Genomic DNA, 255 nt, shown 5'->3' on the forward strand with positions numbered 1-255 from the left:
CGGCGATCGTCTACGTGCTGGTCAGTGGGTGCGCCTGGCGTGCACTGCCGCCCTGCTTCGGGGTCTCCAAGTCCACCGTCCATCGTCGCTTCCTGATCTGGACGCGAGCCGGGGTGTGGGGCCGGCTGCACGAGGCGGTCCTGCAACGCCTCGGCGACACAGGTCTGTTGGACGTCTCCCGCGCCGTGCTCGACTCCGCGCACGTCAGGGCCAAAAAAGGGGTGGACTCACAGGTCCGAGCCCCGTGGACCGGGG

Annotated in this window: 1 pseudogene; it reads left to right on the plus strand. The window is 69.4% G+C overall.

Annotated elements, in window-relative coordinates:
- A pseudogene (locus QSK52_RS39365) lies at positions 1–255 on the plus strand (transposase); the annotation flags it as partial.

It is taken from the genome of Kitasatospora phosalacinea, from assembly GCF_030268885.1.
GTDB classification, from domain to species: domain Bacteria; phylum Actinomycetota; class Actinomycetes; order Streptomycetales; family Streptomycetaceae; genus Kitasatospora; species Kitasatospora phosalacinea_C.